The sequence below is a fragment of the Paracoccus sediminilitoris genome (genome assembly GCF_003259195.1).
Classification (GTDB): Bacteria; Pseudomonadota; Alphaproteobacteria; order Rhodobacterales; family Rhodobacteraceae; genus Paracoccus; species Paracoccus sediminilitoris.
In genome coordinates this window covers 1-17172 of the sequence record NZ_QJPK01000004.1, presented here as the reverse complement: position 1 = coordinate 17172, position 17172 = coordinate 1, and the positions used below count along the sequence as shown (strand labels likewise).

The 17172-nt window shown below is 66.2% G+C and carries 18 protein-coding genes and 2 pseudogenes; 15 read left to right on the top strand and 5 right to left on the bottom strand.

What is annotated here, in order from left to right:
* Window positions 1–792, bottom strand: coding sequence for an AzlC family ABC transporter permease (locus DKT70_RS06590; RefSeq protein WP_111558403.1), 792 nt, complete (start codon window positions 790–792; stop codon window positions 1–3).
* A 40-nt stretch (window positions 793–832) separates the two neighbouring features.
* On the opposite strand from DKT70_RS06590, the gene DKT70_RS06585 reads away from it, so the two are divergent.
* On the top strand, window positions 833–1360 hold the full coding sequence (locus DKT70_RS06585) for a GNAT family N-acetyltransferase (RefSeq protein WP_158529960.1): 528 nt from the start codon (window positions 833–835) through the stop codon (window positions 1358–1360).
* Here DKT70_RS06585 and DKT70_RS06580 read toward each other — a convergent pair.
* Both DKT70_RS06580 and greA read right to left on the bottom strand, forming a co-directional pair.
* The gene (locus tag DKT70_RS06580; protein WP_111558402.1) at window positions 1357–2277 is read right to left on the bottom strand and encodes a hypothetical protein; all 921 of its coding nucleotides are present in this window, start codon (window positions 2275–2277) and stop codon (window positions 1357–1359) included. The two genes, DKT70_RS06585 and DKT70_RS06580, sit on opposite strands and share 4 nt — an antisense overlap.
* A gap of 4 nt (window positions 2278–2281) precedes the next feature.
* Entirely contained in the window at window positions 2282–2752 is a 471-nt protein-coding gene (gene greA / locus DKT70_RS06575; RefSeq protein WP_072295799.1) for a transcription elongation factor GreA, read from the bottom strand.
* Window positions 2753–2994: 242 nt separating this feature from the next.
* Between greA and DKT70_RS06570 the strand changes: the two genes are divergently transcribed.
* The 13 genes and pseudogenes from DKT70_RS06570 (at window position 2995) to recO (ending at window position 14528) form a co-directional block, all read left to right on the top strand.
* The gene (locus DKT70_RS06570) at window positions 2995–4650 is read left to right on the top strand and encodes an electron transfer flavoprotein-ubiquinone oxidoreductase (RefSeq protein ID WP_111558401.1); all 1656 of its coding nucleotides are present in this window, start codon (window positions 2995–2997) and stop codon (window positions 4648–4650) included.
* A gap of 88 nt (window positions 4651–4738) precedes the next feature.
* Window positions 4739–6580 carry a tetratricopeptide repeat protein gene (locus DKT70_RS06565; protein ID WP_111558400.1) on the top strand — a complete coding sequence of 614 codons (1842 nt, stop codon included), beginning with the start codon at window positions 4739–4741 and terminating at the stop codon, window positions 6578–6580.
* On the top strand, window positions 6577–7413 hold the full coding sequence (locus tag DKT70_RS06560) for a 4-(cytidine 5'-diphospho)-2-C-methyl-D-erythritol kinase (protein ID WP_111558399.1): 837 nt from the start codon (window positions 6577–6579) through the stop codon (window positions 7411–7413). The genes DKT70_RS06565 and DKT70_RS06560 overlap by 4 nt, the downstream gene beginning before the upstream one ends.
* Window positions 7414–7442: 29 nt before the next feature.
* Window positions 7443–8177, top strand: coding sequence for a pyridoxine 5'-phosphate synthase (locus DKT70_RS06555; protein ID WP_111558398.1), 735 nt, complete (start codon window positions 7443–7445; stop codon window positions 8175–8177).
* Window positions 8178–8214: 37 nt separating this feature from the next.
* Window positions 8215–8625 (top strand): holo-ACP synthase, encoded by a 411-nt coding sequence (acpS, locus tag DKT70_RS06550; RefSeq protein ID WP_111558397.1) that lies wholly within the window; start codon window positions 8215–8217, stop codon window positions 8623–8625.
* A 76-nt stretch (window positions 8626–8701) separates the two neighbouring features.
* Complete coding sequence (gene lepB, locus DKT70_RS06545) at window positions 8702–9493, top strand: signal peptidase I (RefSeq protein ID WP_111558396.1); 792 nt, start codon at window positions 8702–8704, stop codon at window positions 9491–9493.
* 26 nt (window positions 9494–9519) lie between these two features.
* Window positions 9520–10201, top strand: a pseudogene (rnc, locus tag DKT70_RS06540) (ribonuclease III).
* Entirely contained in the window at window positions 10176–11126 is a 951-nt protein-coding gene (gene era / locus DKT70_RS06535) for a GTPase Era (RefSeq protein ID WP_072295805.1), read from the top strand. Before rnc ends, era begins: the two are co-directional and overlap by 26 nt.
* Window positions 11119–11454: a DUF1491 family protein gene (locus tag DKT70_RS06530; RefSeq protein ID WP_111558394.1), complete on the top strand. Its 336-nt coding sequence runs from the start codon at window positions 11119–11121 to the stop codon at window positions 11452–11454. The genes era and DKT70_RS06530 overlap by 8 nt, the downstream gene beginning before the upstream one ends.
* Before the next feature lie 39 nt (window positions 11455–11493).
* Window positions 11494–12426 carry an EamA family transporter RarD gene (gene rarD, locus DKT70_RS06525; RefSeq protein WP_111558393.1) on the top strand — a complete coding sequence of 311 codons (933 nt, stop codon included), beginning with the start codon at window positions 11494–11496 and terminating at the stop codon, window positions 12424–12426.
* Window positions 12427–12605: 179 nt separating this feature from the next.
* Window positions 12606–13157 carry a hypothetical protein gene (locus tag DKT70_RS18320; protein WP_233490456.1) on the top strand — a complete coding sequence of 184 codons (552 nt, stop codon included), beginning with the start codon at window positions 12606–12608 and terminating at the stop codon, window positions 13155–13157.
* Window positions 13158–13166: 9 nt separating this feature from the next.
* Complete coding sequence (locus DKT70_RS18315; protein WP_233490455.1) at window positions 13167–13706, top strand: Hint domain-containing protein; 540 nt, start codon at window positions 13167–13169, stop codon at window positions 13704–13706.
* A gap of 81 nt (window positions 13707–13787) precedes the next feature.
* The gene (gene recO / locus DKT70_RS06515; protein WP_199559543.1) at window positions 13788–14528 is read left to right on the top strand and encodes a DNA repair protein RecO; all 741 of its coding nucleotides are present in this window, start codon (window positions 13788–13790) and stop codon (window positions 14526–14528) included.
* On the opposite strand, the gene DKT70_RS06510 is transcribed toward recO, so the two are convergent.
* A complete protein-coding gene (locus DKT70_RS06510; RefSeq protein ID WP_111558391.1) occupies window positions 14529–14987 on the bottom strand; it encodes an META domain-containing protein in 459 nt (152 codons plus the stop codon).
* Between the two features lie 76 nt (window positions 14988–15063).
* Window positions 15064–16662 (bottom strand): acyl-CoA dehydrogenase family protein, encoded by a 1599-nt coding sequence (locus DKT70_RS06505; RefSeq protein ID WP_233490454.1) that lies wholly within the window; start codon window positions 16660–16662, stop codon window positions 15064–15066.
* Window positions 16663–16841: 179 nt separating this feature from the next.
* Here DKT70_RS06505 and DKT70_RS06500 point away from each other — a divergent pair.
* Window positions 16842–17172 (top strand): annotated as a pseudogene (locus tag DKT70_RS06500) (sulfite exporter TauE/SafE family protein); the annotation flags it as partial.

Genomic DNA, 17172 nt, shown 5'->3' with positions numbered 1-17172 from the left:
TCATTGCCCCGCCTGACGTGTCGCGCGCGCTTCGGTGCGCGCCTCGATGATGGCGCCGGTCGCCATCCCCAGGGGCGCCGCGATCAGCAGCCCCAGCCCCGAAGGCAGCCCCGCCAGCAGCAGCGCCGCCAGGATGGCCACGAAACAGGCCGCCAGATGCGCCACCGTCCGCAGCATCGGCGCGATCATCGCCAGGAAGGTGATGGGCAGCGCGAAATCAAGCGCGATATCTTCCGGGATCATGTCGCCAAGCGCCGCACCTGCCCATGTCCCCGCCATCCAGGGCGCGCATAGGACCAGCGCCGTTCCGGCGAAATAGGCCAGTTTCTGGCGCATGCTCAGCCCGGGATGCCGTTCGTAATGCTGGATCGACAGCGCATAGGTCTGGTCGATCAGCACATAAGAGACCCAAGCCTTCTGACGCGCCGTCGCCTCGCGCAGCCAAGGCAGCAGGGATGCCGAATACATCGCCATCCGCAGGTTCACGGCCAATGCCGACAGAAGGATGACGATGGTCGGCGCATTGTCGGACAAAAGCTGCACCGCCGTGAACTGCGAGGCGCCCGCAAGGACCAGCACCGAAAATCCCATCACTTGCGCAATGTTCAGGCCGGCCTCGGTGGCGACGACACCGAACAGCACCGCGAATGGCAGGATGACGACCAGAAAGGGCAGGGATTGCGTCACGCCGTGCAGAAACGCGGCCCTTGGGCTGCGCGCCAGTGCCTTGGCCGAGGTCGCGTCGGCGGGCGCTTGCCCATTGTCGGGCCGGGGATGGGGCGTGGGTGACATGGCACTTTCGTCTGGTCGCTGTTCGCGGCACCTTGCTTGCATGACGCGCAACCCATGGCAAGCCGAACCGGCCCGCATTCTGGGCCCGATCCCGCCACAGGCCTTGCCCGAGGCGGCGCGGCTGTGGCGTGAGCATTTCGGAGGGCATTTCGGCGGGCACCTGACGGGGCGGGGCGGGTATGATCCGACGCGCGGGCTGGTCGCGCTGGACGGGCGGGACCGGGTGCTGGGGGTGATGGGACTGCGCGATGCGCAGGGCGGCTTTTGGCGGCAGGACGGGGGATGGCGCGACTGGCTCTATCGGCCTGCGCCACCGACGGGCGACCTGGTGATCGACGGCATCACCGTGATCGACCGGCGCATGGGCCTGGGGCGGGCGCTGGTGCAAGGCGCACTGGCGCTGGCAGGGCAGGGCGGCTTTGCGGGTCTGCGCGCCGAGGTCCGGTCGTCGAACCCCGGCGCGCTTGATTTCTATCGGGCGCTTGGCTTTGGGCTGGAATGTCGCGGGCGCTATGGCCTGCCCTGGTGGGGGCAGGTCCATGTGCTGCACCGCGACATCGCCCCCTAGCCGAAGATCCCCGACACGCGCCCCAGCAGCATGAAGGCCCGCGCCGAGCGGCTGTCGGCCAGGACCGAGATCTGCATGTCGTCCAGATCCGGCACGACGCGACCGATCAGGCCGTCGAAATGGCGCAGGAAGTGATGCGCCGTGTCGCGGAAGATCTCGTCCTGTTCCAGCATGCCGACGGCGATCTCCATGGCCTCGGGATCGTCGATACCGCCCAGGGCAGCGACCGCGCTGCCGCGTTCCCCGGCGGCGAAGCGGCGCCAGACCTCGGGGCGGGCGGGTTCGGGGGGCAGGTTGTCCATATAGACATCGCGCCCCGCCAGCAGCGTGACCACGTCTTGCGCCGACCGCAGGACCCGCGAATTGGCAGGGTCCTTCAGCGCCAGGCGCAGGGCGTCGATGGCGTCCTGATCCTCGGGGCCGTCGGGGAAGTTCAGCGCCCGGATCAGCGTGATGGAATCCACGGCTTGGCCGGATGGTGCATCCGCGCGGGTTTCGGCACGGGCGGATGCCGGTTCGGGCGCCGTGGGGCGCGGTCGCGTCGGCAGGGCCGCGGGCCTTGCAGCCGACGCGAGGGGGGCGGGCTTGCGATCACGGGCGGGCGCGGGTTCGGCGGTATCGCCGACCGGCTCGGGCGTGCCGCGCATACGGTTCAGGCGCGTACGCAGTTCATCGGCCTCGGCGCGCAGGATCGCGACCTGACGCGCCAGGGAAACCCCCATCCAGACCAGCGCGACGGGCAATACGACGCCCACCGTGGACACCAGGCGCGCGATGCCGCCGGCCGACCCTTCGCCGCCGGGGGCCAGCAGCCAGAACAGGGCCACCAGGAACAGCCAGCCCGCCGTCAGCGCAAGGCCGACGGTGGTGATGCGATCGCGTGTCGCCAGGCTTGAGATGCGTGCAATCACCGACATGGGGTCACTCGTACCGGATCGCGATGATTTCGTAGCTGCGCTGGCCGCCGGGGGTCACGACCTCGACGCTGTCGCCCTCGTCCTTGCCGATCAGGGCGCGGGCCAGGGGCGATCGGACGTTCAGGCGGCCATTCTCGATATCGGCCTCGGCCTCTCCGACGATCTGGTAAGTGCGCTCCTCGTCGGTATCCTCGTCGACCAGATCGACCGTGGCGCCGAACTTGATGCTGCCCGACAGCTTGGCGGGGTCGAAGACCTCGGCGCGCGACAGGATGCCTTCCAGTTCCTTGATGCGGCCCTCGATGAAGCCCTGCTTTTCGCGGGCTGCATGGTATTCGGCGTTTTCCGACAGATCGCCATGTTCGCGCGCCTCGGCGATGGCGCGAATGATGGCCGGACGTTCCTTGGATTTCAGGTGGCCCATCTCAAGCTCGAGCCGTTCACAGCCCTTGCGGGTCATCGGTATCTTATCCATCGCTGCCCTGTCCTTATGGGATGCGGTTTCCGTGCAAAACCTAAGGCAACGCCCCCGCCATTCGGATGGCAGGGGCGCTGAACCTTGTTCGCAGGCATCGTGACCCCAAAAGCGACAGCAATGCAAGCCTGCTTGGCCAATCAGGCGGCAATAGGCCTATCACTTCGCCGCGTCACGATTGCCCCTGTCGGCAAGCCGCGCTAATCCTGTCCCTGCCAGATTGCCAGGGAGGGCACCAGCGGATGACTGATCAGACCGGGATCGAACGCGAATCGATGGAATACGATGTCGTGATCGTTGGCGCGGGGCCTGCGGGTCTTTCGGCTGCGATCCGCCTGAAGCAGATCGACCCCGAGATCTCTGTCGTGGTGCTGGAGAAGGGCTCCGAGGTCGGCGCCCATATCCTGTCGGGGGCGGTGCTGGACCCGTCGGGCCTGGCGCGGCTGATCCCCGACTGGCAGGAAAAGGGCGCGCCGCTGAACACGCCCGTGACCGACGACAATTTCTTCGTGCTGGGCGAGGGCGGGCAGATGCGCGTCCCGAACTGGCCGATGCCGCCCCTGATGTCGAACCACGGCAACTACATCGTCAGCATGGGCAATGTCTGCCGCTGGATGGCCGAACAGGCCGAGGGATTGGGCGTCGAGATCTTCCCCGGGATGGCCGCCAGCCAGGTGGTCTGGGACGGTGATCGCGTCAAGGGCGTGGTTGCGGGCGAATTCGGCCGCAACCCCGATGGCAGCATCGGCGACGGCTATGAGCCGGGGATGGAGCTGCACGGCAAATACGTCTTCATCGCCGAAGGTGTGCGCGGATCGCTGGCCAAGGACATCATGGCGCGGCTGAACCTGTCGGACGGCCATGACCCCCAGAAATTCGGCCTGGGCATGAAGGAGATCTGGGAGGTCTCGCCCGAGAAGTTCCAAAAGGGCCGCGTGATCCACACCATGGGCTGGCCCCTGGGCAAGAACGCGGGCGGCGGCAGCTTCATCTATCACATGGAGGACAACCAGGTTCTGGTGGGCTTCGTCGTTCACCTGAACTATCAGAACCCGCATCTCTATCCCTACATGGAATTCCAGCGCTTCAAGCACCACCCGATGGTGGCCGAGCTGCTGGAGGGCGGCAAGCGCATCAGCTATGGCGCGCGCGCCATCAGCGAGGGCGGCTGGCAGTCGCTGCCGCAGCTGTCCTTCGACGGTGGCGTTCTGCTGGGTTGCAGCGCGGGCATGGTCAACGTGCCGCGCATCAAGGGCAACCATAACGCCATGCATTCGGGCATCGAGGCCGCAGACGCCGCCGCCGCCGCCCTGAAAGCAGGCCGCGAAGGCGATCGGCTGGAGGATTACGACAGCGCCGTGCGCGGCGGGGTGATCGGCACCGACCTGAAGAAGGTCCGCAACGTCAAGCCGATGTGGTCGCGCCTGGGCCTGTCGGCCAGCCTGATGCTTGGCGGCATCGACATGTGGGTCGCCAATGTCACCGGTCTTAACCCTTTTGGCACCTGGAAGCACGGCAAGACCGACGCCGCCGCCACCGGCAAGGCCAAGGATTACCCGAAGATCGACTATCCGCGCCCGGATGGTAAGCTGTCCTTCGACCGGCTGACGAACGTCGCCTTCAGCTTTACCAACCACGAGGAAAGCCAGCCTTGCCACCTGAAGCTGCGCGACCCCTCGGTGCCAATCGCGATCAACCTGCCGGAATATGCCGAACCCGCGCAGCGGTATTGCCCGGCAGGCGTCTATGAGGTGGTGGAGGATGCCGATGGCCCGCGCTTTGTCATCAACTTTCAGAACTGCGTCCACTGCAAGACCTGCGACATCAAGGACCCTAGCCAGAACATCGTCTGGACGACCCCGCAGGGCGGCGACGGGCCGAATTACCCGAACATGTGATGCACAGTTCAAGGCGGGGGCGTTGCGACGCCCCTGTCGGACCGATAGGCTTGCGGAAACGCAAATGTGATTTCCGGAAGGCGCCTTCGTGACCCTGACCAAAATTCGCCCGGTTTCCTCGCGGCTGGCACTGATCGCTGTCCTGATGTCGATGACCGGCGGTCTGGCCATGCCAGCCTGGGCACAGACCGAGACGCGCCCGGCTGCCCGTCCCCAGCATGAGGAAGCGGACGCGAAGGCCCCGCTGACCGCCGGTTTGGCCGGCCCCTATCTGGCCGCTCGTCTGGCGACTGTGGACAATGATTTCCGCGCTGCCGCCCGGTATTTTGCGCAGGCCGCCGCCAAGGACCCCTCTGATACCTATCTGCAGGACAGCGCGTTGGTCGCCCTGACCTCGGCGGGCGATGTGGACAAGGCCGTCGCGTTGTCGGACAGCCTGATCGAACAGGACCATTACACCGAACTGGCCGGGCTGGTGCGTCGCGCCAAGCTGGTCCGCAATGGCGAATGGGACGCGCTGATCACCTTCATCGACGAACACCGGCAATCCGACGTCGCGCTGCAGGACGATCTGCTGGACGGCATCATCCGGGCCTGGGCAATGCTGGGCGCGGGCCGCGCCTCCGACGCCATCGAAGCCTTCGAGGAGATGGGCCAGAACGCCAACATCCTGCCCATCGTGAACTATCACCTGGCCCTGGCCCGCGCCCTGGTCGGCGATTACGAGGCCGCCAGCACACTGATGCAGGATTCCGAGGCGAACGGCCATCTGCTGGGCATCCAGTCGCAGGTCCAGATCCTGGCCCAACTGGATCGTCGCGACGAGGCGCTGGCCCTGCTGGACACCCTGAACGGCGCCGATCAGGAACCCCAGCTGGCCGCCCTGCGCCAGCAGTTGCAGGATGACGAACCCATCGCCTTCGACGTGGTTGAAGGCCCCAAGGACGGCATCGCGCATCTGCTGCTGTCCTTCGCATCCGCCCTGTCGGGTGGCGCCGATCCCGAGCCGCTGTCGCTGATCCATGCGCGGCTGGCCGTCTGGATCGCCCCCGACAACCCCGAGGCGCATTTGATGGTCGCCCAGTTCCTGCAGGAACGTCAGCAATTCGACCTGGCCGAGGATGAATTCGAGACCGTCCGCCGCATGGGCCAGATGCGCCCGCAGGCCGAACTGTCGCGCATCGATGCCTTGGCGCGTGCCGACCGCACCGATGCCGCGGAAAAGGCGGCGCTGGCCCTGACCGCCGCCTACCCCGACATGGCGCCCGCCTGGATCGCGCTTGGCGACGTGATGCGCCAGAAGGAAAACTATGAGGCAGCGACCCCCAGCTATGACAAGGCCCTGAAATTGCTGGAGGATGCGCCCGCCGAGGTGCGCTGGTTCCCGCTGTACGCCCGCGGCATCGCGCTGGAGCGTGCGGGCCGGTTCGACCGCGCCGAGGCCGACATGCTGGCCGCGCTGGAAATCCGCCCCGATCAGGCCAGCCTGCTGAATTACCTGGGCTATTCCTGGATCGACCGGAACGAGAACCTGGACCGTGCGCTGGCCATGATCGAAAAGGCCGTCAAGCTGTCGCCCGATGACGGCTATATCCAGGATTCGCTGGCCTGGGCCTATTACCGGCTTGGCCGGTATGAGGAAGCGGTGGCCCCGATGGAACTGGCGATCGGCACCATGGCGTCGGACCCGGTGGTGAACGATCATCTAGGCGACATCTATTGGATGGTGGGCCGCAAGCGCGAGGCGCAGATCCAGTGGAAGCGTGCCCTGTCGCTGGCCCCCGCCGGATCGGGCGAGGTCGATCTGGACCGCATCCGCGACAAGCTGGACCGCGGGCTGACCGCGGTGCTGGAGGACGAAGGCAAGGATGCCGAAACCCCGCTGCCCCAGCCCGACGTCCCGGAACCCGCCACCGAAGCCTCGGAATGACCGCAGCCGCGCCGCTGTGGGGCGATGCGCCGGCCAAGCTGAACCTGGCCTTGCATGTGACGGGGCGTCGGGATGACGGCTATCACCTGCTGGATTCGTTGGTCTGCTTTGCGGCGGTGGGCGACCGGATTGCGCTGACGCCCGGTCCGCTGTCGCTGTCCATCGATGGGCCCTTCGCAGGGGGACTGGCGGTCGAGGACGACAACCTGTGCCTGCGCGCGGCACGGATGGCAGGGGGGCAGGCGGCGATCCGGCTGACCAAGAACCTGCCGGTGGCGTCGGGCATCGGCGGCGGCTCGGCCGACGCGGCGGCGGTCCTGCGTGGCCTGGCACGGATGGGGCATCCCTTGCCCGATGCGCCCGAAAGACTGGGCGCCGATGTGCCGGTCTGCATCGGATCACGGGCCGCGCGCATGCAGGGCGTGGGTCAGATCGTCACCCCGCTGGCCGACCTTCCCGCGCTGCACCTGGTTCTGGTCAATCCCGGCATCGCCATTCCGACCCCTCAGATCTTTGCGGCCATGACGAAACGCGACAATCCGCCCCTGCCTGCCATTCCGACCTTCGCCGATGCGCGGGAACTGATCGCTTGGCTGCGCGACACCCGCAACGACCTGCAGGCCCCGGCGATGTCCGTCGCCCCGGTGATCGGGCAAGTGCTGAAGGCGCTGGACGGTCTGGAGGCAGGCTTCAGCCGCATGTCGGGGTCGGGCGCCACATGTTTTGGCATCTTCGACAGCGCAGCCCGCGCCGAAGCCGCCGCTGCGACGCTTGGGCGCAAAGGCTGGTGGGCGGTGCCGACCGAACTGGCATCCCCGCCCCCGGCCCGCTAGACTGCGCCCGAACTCTTGCGGAGGATCCCATGCTGCGCCTTGGCGTCAATATCGACCACGTAGCCACCATCCGGAACGCCCGGGGCACGCCCTGGCCCGACCCCCTGCGCGCGGCCCGCATTGCCGAACAAGCCGGCGCCGATGGCATCACCGCCCATCTGCGCGAAGATCGCCGCCATATCAGTGACGCCGACATCGACGCGCTGATGGCCAACCTGACCCGGCCCCTGAACTTCGAGATGGCCGCGACAATGGAAATGCAGGCCATCGCCCTGCGCCACCGCCCGCATGCCGTCTGCATCGTCCCCGAAAAGCGCGAGGAACGCACGACCGAAGGTGGCCTTGATGTCGCGGGCAACGACAATGCGCTGGCCGGCTATATCGCGCCGCTGCGCGAGGCGGGCTGCCGGGTCTCGCTGTTCATCGGCCACGAACCTGCCCAGATCCGAGCCGCCGCCCGCATCGGCGCGGCAGTGGTCGAACTGCATACCGGCGCCTATTGCGATCTGGATACCGAAGGCCGCCACGCCGAACGCGACGTGGAACTGGACGCGCTGCGCCGGGGTGCCGAACTGGCCGACAGCCTCGGCCTCGAGGTGCATGCGGGCCATGGCCTGACCTATGACACCGTCGCCCCCATCGCCGCGATCCCGCAGATCAGGGAACTGAACATCGGCCATTTCTTGATCTCGGAATCCGTCTTCCTGGGGTTGGAGGGTGCCATCCGGGAAATGCGCGCGCGCATGGACGCGGCGCGGGCGTGATCTCTCCTTTGATCAAATACCCATCCGGAGCCGCGGCATGATCCTGGGCATCGGCACCGATCTGGCCAATATCGACCGCATCCAGGGAACGCTGGACCGCTTTGGCGACCGGTTCCGCAACCGGGTGTTCACGCCCACCGAACTGGCCAAGGCCGCCCGTCGCGCCGACGAGGCCGGGACCCTGGCCAAGCGGTGGGCCGCCAAGGAGGCGTGCTCCAAGGCCCTGGGCACGGGGCTTGCCATGGGCATCAGCTGGCGCGACATGGCGGTGACGAACCTGCGCAGCGGCCAGCCGGTCATGGCCCTGACCGGGTGGGCGGCCGAAAAACTGGCGGCGATGACGCCCGCGGGGCATCACGCGGTCGTGCATGTCACCCTGACCGACGACCATCCCTGGGCCCAGGCCTTCGTGGTGATCGAAGCCCGCCCCGGACCCGCCCAGACTTGACTTTGCCCCCCGTCGGGGATCAAGAACACGCCTGTGCGGGCAGGCTGCACAAGTGCCAGGAAGGAACGGACACATCATGGCCGACAGTACGGTCCCGAAAAAGGACGGCATCTGGGAAACGATCAAGACCGTCTTCTGGGCGCTTGTCATCGCGGGCATCTTCCGCACGCTGTTCTTCCAGCCTTTCTGGATCCCTTCGGGCAGCATGAAGGACACGCTGCTGATCGGCGACTTCCTGTTCGTGAACAAGATGGCCTATGGCTATGCGGCCGTGTCATGCCCGTTTTCGGCCTGCCCGATCTCGGGGCGGATCCTGGGGTCCGAACCCGAACGCGGCGACGTGGTCGTCTTTCGCCACCCGACCCGCAACGTCGATTTCATCAAGCGCGTCATCGGCCTGCCCGGCGATACCGTCCAGATGCGCGGCGGTCGCCTGTGGCTGAACGGCAAGGAAGTCCCCGTCACCCCGGCCCCCGATTTCGTCGAGACGAAGGAACAGCAGGGCCCGCAGGGCCTGGTGCCGCGCTGCGTCAACGATCCGGTGGGACAGGGCGGCGATTGCGTCAAGCAGCGCGCGACCGAGGAACTGCCCGGCGGGGCCAGCCATTCGATCCTGAACATCGTCGATGGCTGGGTGGCCGATGACACGCCGACCTTCACCGTCCCCGAAGGCCAGTATTTCTTCATGGGCGACAACCGCGACAATTCCGAGGATTCGCGTTTCCCGCAGGAAATTGGCGGCCTGGGCTTTGTTCCTGCCGAATATCTGATCGGGCGGGCCGACCGGATCATGTTCTCGTCGGCGGGACGATCGCTGTTGTATTTCTGGACCTGGCGTCCGGACCGCTTCTTCAAGGCGGTGGAGTGACCCCCGGCGCCGACATCCGCGCCTTCATGGACCGCTTGGGCCACGACTTTGCGCGGCCCGAACTGCTGCTGCGCGCGCTGACCCATGGCTCGATCGCCAGCGTCACGCGCCCCGACAACCAGCGCCTGGAATTCCTGGGCGACCGCGTCCTGGGCCTGGTCATGGCCGAGGCGCTGTTCTTTGCCGATGAAAAGGCCAGCGAAGGCCAGATGGCGCCCCGCTACAACGCCCTGGTCAAGGGCGAGACCTGCGCCGCCATTGCCCGCCAGATCGGCCTGGGCGAGGTGCTGAAGCTGGGTCGTTCGGAAATGCTGTCGGGCGGGCGGCGCAAGGATGCGCTGCTGGCCGACGGGATGGAGGCCGTGCTGGCCGCCGTCTATCTGGATGCCGGCTATGACGCGGCCCGCAGCGTCGTGCTACGCCACTGGAAGCGCCGCCTGGCCACGGTCGAGGATGACAGCCGCGACGCCAAGACCGCCCTGCAGGAATGGGCCCAGGCCCAAGGCATGCCACCCCCCGTCTATGAACAGACCGAACGCAGCGGCCCCGACCATGCGCCGGTCTTCCGCATCACCGTCCGCCTGGCCGATGGGCGTCACGCCCAGGCGCAGGGCGCAGGAACGAAACGCAGCATCGAACAGGCCGCCGCACAGGCGTTGCTGGCCCGGCTGGAAGGAACGACATGACACAGGATCTGGACCCGACTGACACCCCCGAGGATCACGGCCCGACCCGCGCCGGCTTCATTGCGCTGATCGGCGAACCCAATGCCGGCAAATCGACGCTGCTGAACCAGATGGTCGGCGCCAAGGTCGCGATCGTGACGCACAAGGTACAGACGACCCGCGCGCGCATTCGCGGCATCGCCGTGAACGGCCCCGCGCAACTGGTCTTTGTGGACACGCCGGGCATCTTCCGCCCCAAGCGCCGCCTGGATCGCAGCATGGTCGCCGCCGCATGGGGCGGGGCATCGGATGCCGACATCGTCCTGTTGCTGATCGAGGCGCATCGCGGTCTGACCGACGGGGTCCAGGCCATCCTGGAACAGCTGGCGCAGGTTGCCGAACACACCCCCGTCGCGCTGGTCATCAACAAGATCGACCGCGTCAAGGCCGAGGCCCTGCTGGAACTGTCGGCCAAGATGAACGCGGCCTTCCCCTTCGTGGAAACCTTCATGATCTCGGCCGAGCGCGGCCATGGCTGCGGCGGTTTGCGCCGCTGGCTGTCGGAAACGCTGCCGCTCAGCCCTTGGCTCTACCCCGAGGATCAGATCGCCGATCTGCCCATGCGCATGATCGCCGCCGAGATCACCCGCGAAAAGCTGACCCTGCGCCTGCATGAGGAAATCCCCTATCAGCTGACGGTGGAAACCGAATCCTGGGAGGAAAAGGACGATGGCAGCGCCCGGGTCGAACAGGTCGTCTATGTCGCGCGTCAGGGCCACAAGGGCATCGTGCTGGGCAAGGGCGGCGAGACGATCAAGGCCGTGGGCCAGGCCGCGCGGGTCGAGCTGGAGGAGTTCATGGGCCGTCGCTGCCACCTGTTCCTGCAGGTCCGCGTCCGCGAGAACTGGCTGAACGAGGCCGAACGCTATGACGAGATGGGCCTGAATTTCCGCGACGGGAATGCCTGAAGCAAGACTGGCGGCCGGGATCTGGGTCGCGGCCTATCTGGCGCGCCTGGGGCAGGCCAACATCCCCGCCTATGTGACGGCGCGGGGCGACGACACGGCAGGCGCGGTCGCGGTGAAATGCGCGCGCCTGGACGGGCAGGCGGATCTGTGGATGCGCGAATGGGACATGGATAGCGACACCCGCCCCTGGGTCCGTGTCGATGGCGGCCCCGAACGCGACATCGACGCCGCCATCGCCCGCCAGCGGTCCCGCGACCCCGACCTATGGGTGCTGGAGATCGAGAGCCGCGAAGGGCGGACCCTGCTGGATCAGGACGGCCTGTTCTAAGTTCTGGCGCGGCTGCATATTGCAGAATATGCACATGCCATGAGCAGCATTCCCGACCCTCAGACCGATTCGCCCAAGGGCCTGATCTTTGCGATCACGGCCTATGCCATCTGGGGCGTGCTGCCGGTCTTCATGAAGGCGCTGTCGCATTTGCCGGCAGCGGAAATCATTGCGCATCGCGTGCTGTGGTCGCTGCCCATCGCGGCGGGCGTGCTGATCTGGCAGGGCCGCACCGCCGAGGTGCGCGCCGCCCTGCGCAGTCCGCGCATGCTGGGCATGGCGGCGCTGACGGCGGTCCTGATCTCGGTCAATTGGACGATCTATGTCTGGGCGATCGCCCATGACCACGCGCTGGACGCGGCGCTTGGATATTACATCAACCCGCTATTCAGCGTGTTCCTGGGGGCGACGCTGTTGCGCGAACGCCTGTCGCGCGGCCAGAACGCGGCCATCGCGCTGGCGGCCTGCGCGGTGATCATCCTGACGGTCAGCGCGGGCAGCCTGCCCATCGTGGCGGTGGGGCTGACGCTCAGCTGGGGGATGTATGCCTATTTCAAGAAGAGCCTGCCGCTTGGCCCCAACCAGGGCTTCACGCTGGAGGTGCTGCTGCTGACCCCTTTGGCCGCCGGGTTCCTGATCTGGCAGGCGCTGCAGGGGCAGGCGCATTTCGGGACCACGACTTTCGACACGGTGATGCTGATCGCCTGCGGACCGATCACGGCGATCCCGCTGCTGTTCTACGCCAACGGGGCCAAGCTGATCCGCCTGTCCACCATTGGCATCCTGCAATACATCGCGCCCACGATGATCTTCCTCTGCGCGGTGATCCTGTTCCGCGAACCCTTCGAAGGGGCGCGGCTGATCGCCTTTCCGATGATCTGGGCGGCGCTGGTCGTCTATACGGCGACGTTGGTCGGACAGGCGCGCCGCCGTCGCCGGGCCATCGCACCGACTGCCGCGCGCATCCAATAGGCCGCGCTCAAGGCTGTGATGCAGCCGCGCCGCAAAGTTGCGCATGCGCGGCACATTTCAAGCTTTCTACCCCAGGTTGTTTCACTCACGGGTTGTCGCATGATAGGCGCGTTCCGTGCCTTGGTTGATGGGGGCGCATTTCGTTCGATATTTCTGACTGACATGACTGGATTGATCTCATGCCAACGACGTGGAACGCCCTTTATCTTGGAAGACTGACGCAGGTCCTTGATCCGACCGAAGGAAACAACGCTTCCGAAGATGCGTCGCTGCTGGTGGGCCGCACCTTTGGTTCCAGCACCCAGCCCCTGTCAAAGCAGATCTTCTCGGTCGCCACCATCAACAATGGCGGGGTCGCAGGGGTGATGGACAACAACAACACCGCCGCCAACGACACCTATCGCATCGACCTGAACAAGGATGGCACGGCCGAAACCTATACCCACGACGCGGCGGTCTATTACAACGCCACGTTGACCTATCTGGACGGGACGACGACGACGATCGCCGCGCGGGTGATCCAGATGACCAATGGCGACACCTATCTTGCGCCCTCGGTCCCCGCCGCCGACGTCGCCAAGCTGGAGGCCAAACCGATCCAGTCCCTGCGCGTGGACGGCATCAACAACAGCACGACGGTGTCCTTCACGCAGGATCGCCCGGTGACGAATTTCGTCTGCTTTGCCGATGACGTGATGATCCGCACCGCCGATGGCCAGGCGGCCGTCTAGGATCTGCGCGTGGGTGACAGGGTCGTGACGCTGGACGACGGTCCCCAACCCATCCGCTGGATCGGATGCATCGATGTCGATCTGGCCGCGATGCCCCGGATGCGACCGATCCGCATCCGCGCCAGCGCCTTGGGCGGTGGCCTGCCGCAGGCCGACCTGCTGGTGTCGCCGCAGCATCGCGTGCTGGTCCGTTCGGCCATCGCGCAGCAGATGTTCGGCACGACCGAAGTTCTGGTCGCCGCCAAGCAGTTGACGCTGCTGGAGGGCATCGACCTGGCCGATGATCTGGACCGGGTCGGCTATACGCATTTCCTGTTCGACAAGCACCAGATCGTCGTCTCGAACGGGGCGCCGACCGAATCGCTTTATACCGGACCCGAGGCCCTGCTGTCGGTCGGCCCCGCCGCGCGCGAGGAGATCCTGGCGCTGTTCCCCATGCTGGTCGATGATGACCACCAGGCCCCGCCCGCGCGAATGCTGGTAAAGGGACGCGTGGGCCGCGACATGGCCCAACGCCATGCCGAAGGCGGCGCGACACTGGTCGCCTGACGCGAAATTGCGGGGGCGGAACGCTGCGGCGTCTGGCCCTGCGGCCCTGCCTGTCGCAAGCTGCCCTTCGGATCGGAGGCGGTGATGGAATGGCAGGCTGAAGGAACGGTGATCGCGCGCCGTACGCATGGCGAAACGGCGGTGATCATTGATGTGCTGACGCTGGAACATGGCCGCCATGCCGGCGTGGTCCCTGGCGGAACATCGCGGACGCGGGCCGCGATGTTGCAGCCCGGTTCCCGGCTGGCCCTGCGCTGGCGTGCGCGCCAAGCCGATCAGCTGGGCACCATTACCGCCGAACCCCTGCGCCTGCGTCCCGGCCTGATGGGCGATGCGCTGTCGCTGGCCGGGCTGAACGCCATCTGCGCGCTGCTGGTCTTTGCCCTGCCCGAACGCGACCCCCATCCCCGGCTTGTCGAACAGACCGAGGCCCTTCTGGACCTGATCGAAGCGGGCGGGGATTGGGCACCGCTGTATCTGGCCTGGGAAATGCGCCTGCTGGACGAGATGGGCTTCGGGCTGGACCTGTCATCCTGTGCGGTGACGGGCGCGCGCGACGGTCTGGCCTATGTCAGTCCGAAATCGGGCCGCGCGGTCAGCCGGGAAGGGGCGGGGGAATGGGCGGAGCGGCTGTTCCCGCTGCCTGCCATCATGGAGGGCGCGGATACGAACCGCGCCCATGGCCTGCATGACGGGCTGGCGATCACCGGGCATTTCTTGGAAAACCGTCTGGGGGCCGAACTGGTCGGCCGCCATTTGCCCGCCGCGCGGGATCGTCTGGTCAGGCGGCTGGCCCGCGAGAGGGACCAGCCGCCGGTCTGATCACTCGTTTCCGCGCGCCGACGACAGGGCGTCGGTCTGCAGGTTGGCGGGGCGGCCGCTTTCGAAGATCAGCCAGGTCGGCCCCTTGATGCGCAGGACGCCGCCGTAATATTCCATCACGTTGGCCTGCTGCAGGGCGTTGAAGAAGCGCTGCTCGACGGCGGCATCCTTGCAGTCGCTGACACCGGTGGTTTGCAGCGGCTCGAAGGCGACGGCGGGCAGCTGGGCGGTGTTCTTGGCGGCATAGCCGTTGCACGGCCCGCGGCCCGACACGCCTTCGGGGCGCACGGTGATGGTGATGTTGCGCAGCGGCACCGTGCCGTTGGCGATGCCGACCAGAACATAGTCATTGGCCGGAATGCCACCCATCGGATCGCCCGCGGGCTGCTGGGCACAGGCGGCAAGGGTCAGTGTCGCGGCGGCAGCAGCGAAGAAGGTGGGGCGAAGGGTGAACGACATGGCGGGCTCCTTGGGGGGGAATTCGAAACTGACCTGAAATAACCCTAATCCAGATGCCGTTCCACCCTTCTGCGCGTTATCCCAGAAGACGGCGCGCGATCACCTGGGCCTGAATTTCCGCCGCACCCTCGAAGATGTTCAGGATCCGCGCATCGCACAGCACCCTGCTGATCTGATATTCCAGCGCAAAACCGTTACCACCATGGATTTGCAGGGCATTGTCGGCGCTGGACCATGCAACGCGGGCACCCAGCAGTTTGGCCATGCCTGCCTCCAGATCGCAACGGTGACCGTGATCTTTTTCCCACGCACTGAAATAAGTCAGCTGTCGCGCGATCATGATTTCGACAGCCATCATGGCCAATTTGTCGGCAACGCGGGGGAATTCGACCAGGGCCTTGCCGAACTGCTTGCGGTCCAGCGCGTATTTCAGCCCCAGTTCCAGTGCGTTTTGAGCAACACCGATCGCGCGGGCGGCGGTCTGGATGCGGGCCGATTCGAAGGTCTGCATCAGCTGCTTGAAGCCCTGGCCGGTTTCGCCCCCCAGCAGGTTGTCGCCCGCCACGCGGAAACCGTCAAAGCCCAGCTCGTATTCCTTCATCCCGCGATAGCCCAAGACCTCGATCTCGCCGCCGGTCATGCCGGGGGTGGGGAAGGGGTCGGCATCGTCGCCCGGCGTCTTTTCGGCGATGAACATCGACAGACCGCGGTAATCGGTGGTGTCTGGGTCGGTGCGGGCCAGCAGCGTCATGATATGGGTGCGCGCGGCATGGGTGATCCAGGTCTTGTTGCCGGTCACCAGCCAGTCGTCGCCGTCCCTGACCGCGCGAGTACGCAGGGACCCCAGATCGCTGCCGGTATTGGGTTCCGTGAAGACGGCAGTGGGCAGGATCTCTCCGCTGGCCAGTTTGGGCAGCCAATGGGCCTGCTGAGCTTCGGTGCCGCCGCCGATGATCAATTCGGCCGCGATCTCGCTGCGGGTGCCAAGCGACCCCACGCCGATATAGCCGCGCGACAATTCCTCGGACACGACCACCATGGCGGCCTTGGACATGCCCAGGCCCCCCTGATCTTCGGGAATGGTCAGGCCAAAGACGCCCAGTTCGGCCAGTTCCTCGATGATCTCCATCGGGATCAGCTGATCCTTCAGGTGCCAGCCATGGGCATGGGGGACGACCTTGTCATCGGTCCAGCGCCGGAACTGGTCGCGGATCATGTCCAGATCCTCGTCCAGACCGGTTGCGCCAAAGGTCGCCGCACCGGGATTCTGCGCCATCAGCGCGGCCAGTTCGGCGCGGGCTTGGGGGGTGTTCCCGGACATCAGCGCAGCGGCGGCATCCGACGGGGTCCAGTCGATCCCAAGGTCGGACAGGCGGGCGAATTCGGTCTGGCTCATGGGGATGCCATGGGCGATCTGGGTCAGGTATTCGCCAAAGCCGATCTGCGCGATCAGCCCTTCGATCGGGCCCCTCACGCGTTCGGACCAGGCCTGCAGCTGTTTCAGCGATTCGACATAGGTGGCCAGCCAGGACAGGGCATGTGCTGCATGCTGATGGGTCTCCAGCAGCTGGGCATCGACGCGGCCCGACGGGGCCACCCGGTCCTTCAAGGCGGCAGTGGCGCGGGTCAGCAGGTCCTGGATCTCGGTCAGGACGGTTGCGGTCTGTTGCTGCATGTCTTTCATCGCTTCACTCTTTTGCGGCACTGCAGCATGGATAGACGCTTGCGAACCTACGCGCAACAATTTTGCGGATAACGGCGATTCAAAGTTCGAATATGTCGCAGTGGACATCGACGTTGCACGGGATGCAGAAGCGGCTTTTCCTTTGCCGATGCGGCAGTTAGCGTGCCGCCATGTTCGGTTTGGAAATGTGGCAATTCTTGGCGGCCGTGGCGGTCACGGGCTTTGCGGGGTTCGTGAAGGGCGCCGTGGGGTTTGCGATGCCGATGATCATGATCTCGGTCTTCGGGTCGATCATGACGGCGCCCGTGGCGCTGGCGGCGATGATCCTGCCGACGCTGATCACCAACATCCAGCAGGCCTTTCGCGAAGGGGTTGGCCCCGCCATCGCCTCGACCCGCAAGTTCCGGCTGCATATCGCGATGGTGGCGCTGTTCATCTGCGTGTCGGCGGGCTTTGCCGCATCGATCCCGCAGGACGTCATGTATGCATTGCTGGGCGTGC